We start from the raw sequence: 10,517 nt of genomic DNA, 5'->3' as shown, positions 1-10,517 counted from the left end.
TGTACTCATCAAGCGCGTCTTCTGGATCGAGTAAATTAGAAGACGTATCGGTAAAATCATCTTCTGATCCGACATTAGACTCTGCTTCAAGTTCTGGCTCTTCTTCAAGCTCAGGCTCTGATTCAAGCTCAGGCTCTGCTTCAAGCTCAGGCTCTGCTTCAGGTTCTGATTCAAGCTTAGGCTCTGCTTCAATTTCAGGCTCTGCTTCAAGCTCAGGCTCTGCTTCAAGTTCAGGCTCTGCTTCAAGCTCAGGCTCTGCTTCAAGTTCAGGCTCTGCTTCAAGCTCAGGCTCTGCTTCAAGCTCAGGCTCTGCTTCAAGTTCAGGCTCTGCTTCAAGTTCAGGCTCTGCTGCAATTTCTGTCTCAGCTGCAACCTCTGGCTCAGCAAAAGATGAAGCGATAGATTCTACATCTTCACTATTTAACTCTTCTTGCGCGTCAGTTAAATCTTCAATTGAGTCCGCCAATGCATGATCTATTTCAGAATCATGAACATCACTTTCAGGTTGTTCAGTATCTAGTACATCGTCAATATCTACTTCGTCTTCATCAATTAAGCTGTCGATGTCTGGCTCTTTAGTTTGAGCTTCAGTAATTGGTTGCTCAGCGTCGAGCAAACCATCAATATCAACTTCATCATCTTCATCGACTAGGCTGTCGATATCTGGCTCTTGCGTTGCAGTTTCAGTATCCGGTTGCTCAGTATCGAGCAATTCATCAATATCAACTTCATCGTCTTCATCAACTAAGCTGTCGATATCTGGCTCTTCGCTTTGAGTTTCAGTAGTTGGTTGCTCAGCATCAAGCAATTGGTCAATATCAACTTCGTCGTCTTCATCAACTAAGCTGTCGATATCTGGCTCTTCAGTTTGAGCTTCAGTAGTTAGTTGCTCAGCATCGAGCAAGTCGTCAATATCAACTTCATCGTCTTCATCAACTAGAGTGTCGATGTCTGGCTCTTCGCTTTGAGTTTCAGTAGCCGGTTGCTCGGCATCGAGTAAGTCGTCAATATCAAACTCGTCGCCTTCTTCTCCTAAACTGTCGATATCAGGCTCTTCGCTTTGAGTCTCCGGTTGCTCAGCATCAAGCAAGTCATCAATATCAAACTCGTCATCTTCTTCAACTAAACTATCGATATCAGGCTCTTCGCTTTGAGTCTCCGGTTGCTCAGCATCAAGCAAGTCATCAATATCAAACTCGTCATCTTCTTCAACTAAACTATCGATATCAGGCTCTTCGCTTTGAGCTACTGGTTGCTCAGCATCGAGTAAACTGTCTATATCAAACTCATCGTCATCATCAGCTTGTGCTGTTACATCATCTGCTTGTTCATTATTCTCATCAAGCAAGTCGTCAATGTTAAAGTCTTCGCCCTCTTCAGCAAGTTCTTCACTAAGTGCTGCCATATCATCGTTCGATTCACCTTTAGGTTCATCTGGCAGAGCATTGTCATCTTCTTCATCAAACAAGCTATCTAGGTCATCCGAACTTAAAATGTCATCTGACTCATCAAGGTCGATAGCATCACCTGTATCATCGCCATCGGAACTATCAAAGTCCTGTTGCATGAAAACATCAAGTTCATCGTCTTCAGTATTTTCGTCTTCAAAAACAACATCATCATTGAGTAAGCTTTCTAACTCATCTTGATCTAGTAGACTGTCATCATCGAGATCATCGTTAAATGCCACATCATCATCGAGTAACACGTCATCCATGTTGTCGTCTAATTGCACGCTTATATCATCAAGCGGATCGGGAGCTGGCGCTTCTTCATCAAGAATGGGCTCTTGCTCTTCATTTATTGGATCAGTAAACGCTGGAGCTTGAGGAATAAACTCATCATCGTCACTTTCAGGCTCTTGATTATTACTACGCTTACGCAACCACATAACAACGGCAAAAATGATCAATAAAGCCGGAATGGTCATTAATAAAATCAGCACTAAAGGATTCGAAAGTAGCGCGGCAAAGCTAAATTCACTCTCTTGCTCTACCTCTTTTAATTTTTGCTGCGCAATAATCTCATTTTGCTTAAGGATTAATTCTTTTAACTGTTGCTGTATTTCACTGTCTTGACCAAGCTGTAAGCGAACGTTTTCTAATTCGTTTGAAATACCTGTAAGCTGTTTTTTAAGGTTGTTGTTTTCGACTAAAATCTCTTCTACATTGCTAACTGAACTTTTAAACTGCTGCTGAAGCTCAACTAATTTATTACCTTGGTCTGTTTTTATCTCTTTTAATTCTTGTTGTAATTCTTTTTTGGCTTCATCAACGTCTGCTTTGCGGGCTTGGGTTACTTGTGTTTGAGCTGAATTAATTTCTGCTTGAGTAAGCGTACCATTTTTCTTTTTTTCCCACAGGTCATCATCTTGCTCAGAGCGTTGCTTAGCTAATTGCGGGTTTACTCGTCTAATTTCTGCCAAAGTAGGTATCTTTAAGTAAGAACCGCTTTGCATATGATTTAAATTTTGTTCTAAAAATGAGTTGGGGTTTTTGTTATACAAGGCCTGCATAACTTGGTAAATGCTAACTGAATTATCAGGACGAACCTTAACGGCAATGCGCCAAAGTGTATCGGTTGGTTTTATTGGCCCAATAGAACGCCCCTGTGCGCCGTAATCTGCGCCTTTGGGCCCTCTTAATTGGGTACTGTCTTGAGAGTAAACAGTCGTTACCATCAGTGCAGACGCTAATATAATAAGTGAAACGAAACCGCGCATGCTGATCCTTTAATGTTTAAATGTTAACACAGCGCTTTCAATTGGCGCTTAAACATTGATTATTCTTGCCGTTGTTAACCACGAGGCTAACGCACATTTTTATTACAATCTATTTTTATTGCAAGCTCTATTCCAGTTACAAACTATAAACCAGTTAAGCCATAATATCCATCGCAACGCATTGAAAATAAATACCTTAAACATCTAGATAAAAATAATTTTATGTTGTTTATCAAAGTGTTTACACCGCAGCTGTTTGTAAGTGGCAAAAAAATGGCAATTAAAGCACAAAAAAACGGCAAACCACTTTGGTTTGCCGTTTATTGGATTATCACTGTCTTCAGGCTAATTACATATAATTAGCAATGAGTTCTTCTGCTATTTGCACACTGTTGGTTGCAGCCCCTTTACGGGTATTATCACTTACTACCCACATATTTAATCCATGTGGGTGTGAAATATCGGCACGTAAACGGCCAATGTAAACAGTGTCGTTACCACTGGCATCTGAGACAGCCGTTGGGTAATCACCCGCATCATCAATTAGCTCAACACCCGGTGCATCGCTCAATAATTGCTTCACATGCTCAAAGTCATAAGGCATACGCGTTTCTATATTAATTGACTCAGAATGACCGAAAAACACCGGAACACGAACACAAGTCGGGTTTACTGCAATGGTCGTATCGCCTAAAATTTTATGCGTTTCGTTTACCATTTTCATTTCTTCGCGTGTATAGCCATTGTCTTCAAAGCTATCGATTTGCGGAATAACATTAAACGCAATTTGCTTAGGAAAAATGTCGTTTTCCATTGGGCGTGCATTCATTAAGTTAGCTGTTTGTTTTGCCAGTTCATCAACCGCTTCTTTGCCTGCGCCCGACACTGCTTGGTAGGTTGAAACGTTAATACGATCAATACCGTAGGCATCATAAATAGGTTTAAGCGCAAGCATCATTTGAATAGTTGAGCAATTAGGATTAGCGATTATATTACGGTTTCTAAAATCGGCTAAACTCGCTGCATTCACTTCTGGCACAATTAGCGGTACTTCAAAGTCATTTCTAAAATGTGAGGTATTATCAATAACAATACAGCCTGCGTCTGCAGCAATCGGGGCATACTTTTCAGACACACTGCCACCAGCAGAAAATAAGCCGATATGCGCTTGACTAAAGTCAAAGCCTTCAACATCGCGTACTTCTATGCTCTCACCACGAAACTTTATATCTTCGCCGGCACTTCGGCTGCTTGCTAATAAAAACAGCTGATCGACCGGAAATTTACGATCTTCCAAAGTTTCAATGATTTGACGACCAACAAGGCCAGTAGCGCCGAGTACGGCAACGTTATATTTTTGCGACATATTTCATCCTCTGTAAGCACGGTTAAAACAACCGCGCTAATTAAATTAGTTTGCTGTGGTAAAGCCAAGCTGGGCAAGTACGGCAAGCTCGGTGCTATCACCTTCAACCATCACAGTGCTAAATTCACGGCGGGTTGGGTAGTTTTTTCGTAAGCTGTCAAAGCCTTCATCGGCCAAGTGACGGAGTAAAATGCCATCATCACGGCGTACGTCATAAACTAAATGCACTAAACGGGCTATATCTGTTTCGCTAAAACTGCTTTCTAGGGTGACTTTTTTAATCGCAGGAGGCGGTAAAAAATCATCAAGCGATTTTATTGCGTTAACCCCTTTTAGCTCACATAAGCGCTGGTACAACATTTGTGTACCTCGCGCTTTACCTTCAAGGGTATGCCCTGCAATGTGAACACTGCCATAGCGCACGTGCTCAAGTAATTCAGTTAAAATGTTAGGTTCATTTTCCCAAACATCCAGCACTAAATCGAGCTCTGATCCGGCTTGCATTACTTCAAGTAAGGCTTGGTTATCAATCACATCGCCTCGGCTAGCATTGATTAAAGTCAGCCCAGATTTAAGTTTAGTTAAGCGTGTTTTATCAAGCATGTGTAAGGTTTTGTGCTTACCCGTTTTAACTAACGGCACATGAAAAGTGACAATATCTGACTGCGCTAATAGTTCATCTAACTCAACATGCTCGGTTAATAGCCCTTGCTCATGCTTAATTGGGTCGCACAATAGTAAATTAACGTTAAGCGCTTTTAATTTTTGCGCGAGGCAACTACCAATATTACCTACACCCACAATGCCGATTGTTTTACCGCTTAACGGGCTGGCATTTTCTTGACTTAATGCAAATAAGCTACTTATTACATACTCAGCTACGGCTATGGCATTACAGCCAGGCGCACTGGTAAAATCAATATTTTTTGCGTTGAGTAAATCGGTATCAATATGATCAACACCAATCGTAGCGGTACCTACAAAGCTTAGTTTATTCGCCTGTGCTAATAGGTCACTGTTAACTTGAGTAACTGAGCGGGTAAGCAGTACATCAACATCGATAAGTTGTTCAGGAGTTAATTGCCTGCCATCAAATCGTTCAACCTCACCCATATCTTTAAAGAATTGCTCAACTAAAGGCATATTTTGATCGGCAAGAATTTTCATTGTGAGTCCGTTTGGCGAAATGAGGCGCTATTGTAACGAACAACCCCCTATTAGCACAAACGAAAAAGCCGAGCATTTTGCTCGGCTTTAAAATAGGTAACGGTTAACTTAACCTTTGTATTTGCTCATTACTAGCGTGGCATTAGTACCGCCAAAACCAAAGCTGTTAGACATAACCGTGTTTAGTTCAACGTCTTTTGCTTCAGTTACAATATTCAAGCCTGCCGCTTGTTCATCTAACTCATCAATATTGATAGATGGCGCAACAAAACCGTGCTCAAGCATTAATAATGAAAAGATAGCTTCGTGTACACCAGCTGCACCTAGTGCATGGCCTGTCATTGCTTTAGTGGCACTGATCATTGGCGAATTACCACCAAATACTTCTTGAATAGCGCCAAGCTCTTTAACATCACCTACCGGTGTTGATGTACCGTGGGTATTTAGGTAATCAATGCTGTCAACGTTTTGCATAGCTTGACGCATACAACGTGCTGCACCCTCGCCCGATGGGGCAACCATGTCGTATCCGTCAGAGGTTGCGCCGTAACCGGTAATTTCAGCGTAAATATGCGCGCCACGAGCAAGTGCATGTTCAAGTTCTTCAACTACCACAATACCGCCACCGGCTGAAATTACAAAACCATCGCGGTTTGCGTCATAAGTACGTGATGCTTTTTCAGGTGTGTCGTTGTATTTAGTCGAAAGCGCGCCCATAGCGTCAAATTCCATTGCTAACGTCCAGTGAAGCTCTTCACCGCCGCCTGCAAAAATAACGTCTTGCTTGCCTAATTGAATTTGTTCCACCGCGTGGCCAATACAATGCGCAGAAGTCGCACACGCAGAACTAATTGAATAGTTAACACCTTTAATTTTAAACGGCGTTGCTAAACATGCAGAGGTGGTACTTGCCATAGTACGTGGCACCATGTAGGGGCCAACGCGCTTAACGCCTTTTTCACGTAGAATATCAGCCGCTTCTACTTGCCATTTTGATGAACCACCGCCAGAGCCAACTAATAAACCAGTACGCTCGTTTGATACTTGCTCGTCGCTAAGACCCGCATCTTCAATCGCTTGCGCCATTGAAATATAAGAGTAAGCCGCCGCATCGCCCATAAAGCGCATTGCTTTACGATCAACATGCTCTTTAACATCAATATCAATTTTACCTGATACATTGCTACGCAATTTGTAATCAGCAAATTCTTGATTAAAAGCAATACCACTTTTACCAGCTCTAAGTGACTCTAATACTTCTTGTTTATTATTGCCGATGCTTGATACAACACCGATGCCTGTTATTACGGCTCTTCTCATGGGTAATTCCCTTAGCTTAATACTTAATTGTGTTCTATTTTACGCGAATTTAATCATCTAAGTGGTCAGCTTTCTAGCGTACACTTGTACTCTGAAGCTACAGCTTATAAATAACGCCAGACTATTTCAAAGAAAACACGTAAAATAATTAAAAAATTATCTATAAATTGAATTGGTCATGATAAAAAACGCCCATATACACTTTAACGACTTAGGCACACCAGTTGCCAATGACTTTGACGATGTTTATTTTTCTAATGACGACGGCCTTGCTGAATCGCATTATGTGTTTTATCAACAAAACAGTATAGATACACGGTTACAAAATCATGACCGTGAACACTTTGTTATTGCCGAAACCGGTTTTGGTACTGGGCTTAACTTTTTAAATGCATGGCTGCAGTTTTCTGACCACTTACAGTGCTTACAAGTTCAAAATGAACAGCCAAATACAGTACAGCGATTACATTTTATTTCTTTTGAAAAATATCCACTTAGCGTAAATGATTTAAAACAAGCCTTGCAAGCTTGGCCTAGTTTAAGCCATTTAAGCAAGCAGCTCGTTGCCCTCTACCCGATTAATTTAAATGGCTGCCATCGACTAGAATTTGCCAATGGCCGTGTAATCCTCGACCTCTATTTTGGCGACGTACTGGAATGTATTAATAGCATGAGCTACCCACAAAGTGGACTGGTTGATGCGTGGTTTTTAGATGGCTTTGCGCCAAGTAAAAACCCCGACATGTGGCAGCAAAGTGTATTTAACGCCATGGTTGATATTTCTAGAAGCAATGCCACATTAGCCACGTTTACCGCTGCGGGCTTTGTGCGCAGAGGACTAAACGAGGCAGGCTTTAGCATGCAAAAAGCCAAAGGTTTTGGCCGAAAGCGTGAGATGCTAATTGGCACACTTGCTCAAGCCAACCCAAAACAATCAGCCCCCGCCTATTTTGAGCATCACCCCTCACCGCTTTCAAGTGTGGCTATTATTGGCGGTGGTATAGCGAGCAGTTGCATCCTTTATAGCCTCGCAAAGCGTGGGATAAAAAGCCACTTATTTTGCCAAGATGAAAAACCCGCAATGGGGGCATCGCACAATGTGCAAGGGGCTGTGTATCCGCATTTACAAGCAAAAAACTCGCCACATAGTGAATTATTTGCCCACAGTTTTTTATATGCAAAGCGGCTTTATAATCAATTACTCAACAATGGTTTTTTGTTTGATCACCAGTGGTGTGGTGTGCTGCAACATGCAGTAAAACAGCCATTGGCAGATCGCCATCAAAACCTCGCTGATAAACAACTGTGGCCAGAGCAGCTTATGCGAAATGTGACTGCTGATGAGGGTGATGCTATCGCTGGGGTTAAAACAGGTTACTCAGGGGTGTTTTTTGAACAAGGCGGCTGGGTTAATCCCCCGCAGCTAGTCTGTGCAATGTTAGATGCCGCACAGCAATTAAATGCGTTTGAAAGCCTATTTAACTGCCATATTGAGCAATTTAATAAACAACCCGATGGTTGGTACTTAACCACGCAAAAGCAAACATTTGGCCCCTTTAGCGATGTGATTATTTGTACTGGTGAGCACAGTGATGCATTTACGCAAACCAAAACACTTCCCATTGTTGGCGTTCGCGGCCAAGTGTCACATGTTCAGGCAAGCGAGCAATCACGTAAACTTAATACTGTGCTGTGTCACAAAGGCTATTTCACTCCCGCTTATTTAGATCATCATTGTATGGGCGCCACCTTTGAAAAAAATAGCAAAAGCCGTGAAGTGACCGAGCAAGACAACCACACTAACCGCGAGCAATTACTGAGTTTTTATAACAACACTGAATTTGCCACTAGCTTAGGCGATATTAGCTCAGCCAAAGCCGCTGTTCGCTGTAGTTTTATTGACCACTTACCTATGGCCGGTGAATGGGTGGAGCAAACTGATTATACACATGCATTTGCTAATTTACGCTTGGGCAAGCGCTATCAATATCAGTCGTTAGAAAAACCACAACAGGGCCTACATATTTTTACCGGCTTTGGCGCGCGAGCATTATGCAGTGCACCGTTATCTGCCGAGCACTTAATTAGTAGTTTAAACAATGAACCTCGCCCACTAAGTGAGCGTGTAAGCCAAGCAATTCATCCAGGACGTTTTATTGTTCGTGATCTTATTCGCAATAAAATTTAAAGGTAATAATACCTACAAAACCCTTTATTGTAATTATCAAGAACGCAATGTAGGTATTAGCTTATACCACCGTAACTATGTAACCGAAGTAATTATAAGGATCGAGTAAAAGTTCTAAAAAACACATTAAAAATAACTAATTTTAATACTCAGTTAAGTAATGACTTTTTAACTAATATGTTTTTTAAAATAAGCTCATTTAAATCCCATTTACCCTTTAAAAATAATTCCCTACCCCAAGGTCTGTTTGTACGAACAACCTTTACACTATATTGAGAAGGAATTAATTATGAGTAAGACTTTAATTATTGGTGCAAGTGGTCAAATTGGTAAAATGGCTACCAAACTACTTTTAGAAAATGAGCAAAATGTTGTTGCACTTGTAAGAGACAAAAGCAAACTGCATGATTTAGATAGCCCATTTTTAAGTATTGTTGAACAGGATTTAGAAGGTGACTTTTCAAATGCCATTAATGGCTGCGACCAAGTTATCTTTGCGGCAGGTTCAGGTGGAAGTACAGGCACAGATAAAACCGTACTTATTGATTTGTGGGCAGCGACAAAAGCGGCAACTTATTCTAAAGAGCACGGTGTAAAACACTTTATTATGGTCAGCTCTATTGGCGCAGACGATCCAGATGCAATAGATAGTGACTTAAAGCCCTATCTAGTAGCAAAACATATGGCTGATGAGCATTTAATTCACAGTGGACTCAATTACACAATTGTCCGCCCAGGAACATTAACCGACGACAGTGCCTCTTTGGAAGTTACAACTGAACGTCCTAGCGATCAGTCAAAGGCTAAAATTAGCCGCGAAAATGTAGCCAACGCATTGCTTCACGTTGCTACAAACTCATTTAATAGCAATCGTATTTTTGAGTTATTTGATGGCGACAAACCAATAAAAGCCGCTATTAAGTAAACATTACACTCACTCCTTGCCATGCAAGCTGCATGGCAAGCAGAGTTAAAATCACTTTAAAAATAACCCTAAAACGCGCCACCGAGAGCCGCTTAAGTAATCGAATCCCTAACCAGGTGCCAATGGCTCCGCTTAAAATCATCGCCAGTGTTAACGGCAACCATTGCCAAAAGCTAAAGCCAAGCCCCGCATAAACAACGGCTTTTAAACTATGCTGCAAGGTCATAACACTTGAAAAAGTCGCGGTAAATTTAAGCTTATCGTAATGATTAATATGTAAATAACTCGCTACCAAAGGCCCACTTGCTCCGACAAAAGTCGAGATAAATGCGGTTATTAAGCCCGCTAGTAAGCGCCCTAATCGTGAGTCTTTATTAAATTCAGGAATTGTTCCCCACAGTAAATAAATCACAAATAAAGCCACAAACAGCTTCATGCTATCAAGGTTAATACCGCTTACTACTTGGCTTGATAGCCCCGCGCCAATTAATCCACCCAGAGTAAAATACAACAACATCGGCTTATCAAGATGGGCAATACTTAACAACAACCGATTGGCATTAGAGCCCAACTGCACTAAACCATGAACCGGCACCACCACCGCCATAGGCATAACCGACGCCATTACCACCAACAGCATTAAACCACCGCCCGCACCAAAAGCCGCCGATACAAACGAAGTAAACCCCGCTAGTAAAATGAGTAAAAGCGAAATTAAAGGGGAAATGTGTTCAGCTGTAAAAATATCCATATCTATGCCCGCTGTTAATCATTAACTCATAATACAAAAAATAGGCAAGTAAGCGACTAGTCTTTTAGTGGTATGGGG

The 10,517-nt window shown here is 41.6% G+C and carries 7 protein-coding genes; 2 read left to right on the top strand and 5 right to left on the bottom strand.

Annotated elements, in window-relative coordinates; all coding sequences use genetic code 11:
• From QL989_RS09655 to fabB, 4 genes are all read right to left on the bottom strand, one after another.
• Positions 1–2,722, bottom strand: a 2,722-nt coding sequence (locus tag QL989_RS09655; RefSeq protein WP_290170087.1) for a FimV/HubP family polar landmark protein, incomplete at its 3' end; no start/stop codon positions are given.
• Positions 2,723–3,071: 349 nt separating this feature from the next.
• The gene (locus QL989_RS09650) at positions 3,072–4,088 is read right to left on the bottom strand and encodes an aspartate-semialdehyde dehydrogenase (RefSeq protein ID WP_010388045.1); all 1,017 of its coding nucleotides are present in this window, start codon (positions 4,086–4,088) and stop codon (positions 3,072–3,074) included.
• A 45-nt stretch (positions 4,089–4,133) separates the two neighbouring features.
• Positions 4,134–5,255, bottom strand: a complete 1,122-nt coding sequence (locus QL989_RS09645; protein ID WP_290170084.1) for a 4-phosphoerythronate dehydrogenase — start codon at positions 5,253–5,255, stop codon at positions 4,134–4,136.
• 108 nt (positions 5,256–5,363) lie between these two features.
• Positions 5,364–6,575: a beta-ketoacyl-ACP synthase I gene (gene fabB / locus QL989_RS09640; protein WP_138608223.1), complete on the bottom strand. Its 1,212-nt coding sequence runs from the start codon at positions 6,573–6,575 to the stop codon at positions 5,364–5,366.
• 178 nt (positions 6,576–6,753) lie between these two features.
• Between fabB and mnmC the strand changes: the two genes are divergently transcribed.
• Entirely contained in the window at positions 6,754–8,763 is a 2,010-nt protein-coding gene (gene mnmC, locus QL989_RS09635) for a bifunctional tRNA (5-methylaminomethyl-2-thiouridine)(34)-methyltransferase MnmD/FAD-dependent 5-carboxymethylaminomethyl-2-thiouridine(34) oxidoreductase MnmC (RefSeq protein WP_290170081.1), read from the top strand.
• A gap of 289 nt (positions 8,764–9,052) precedes the next feature.
• Positions 9,053–9,688: an NAD(P)-binding oxidoreductase gene (locus QL989_RS09630; protein WP_138608226.1), complete on the top strand. Its 636-nt coding sequence runs from the start codon at positions 9,053–9,055 to the stop codon at positions 9,686–9,688.
• Here QL989_RS09630 and QL989_RS09625 read toward each other — a convergent pair.
• Complete coding sequence (locus QL989_RS09625) at positions 9,681–10,439, bottom strand: sulfite exporter TauE/SafE family protein (RefSeq protein ID WP_138608228.1); 759 nt, start codon at positions 10,437–10,439, stop codon at positions 9,681–9,683. The two genes, QL989_RS09630 and QL989_RS09625, sit on opposite strands and share 8 nt — an antisense overlap.
• Positions 10,440–10,517: the final 78 nt, after the last annotated feature.

The organism is Pseudoalteromonas sp. APC 3224 (assembly GCF_030407535.1).
GTDB lineage: Bacteria > Pseudomonadota > Gammaproteobacteria > Enterobacterales > Alteromonadaceae > Pseudoalteromonas.
Note: the sequence above shows the minus strand (reverse complement) of the source record. Positions and strands in the feature narration are given on the sequence as shown.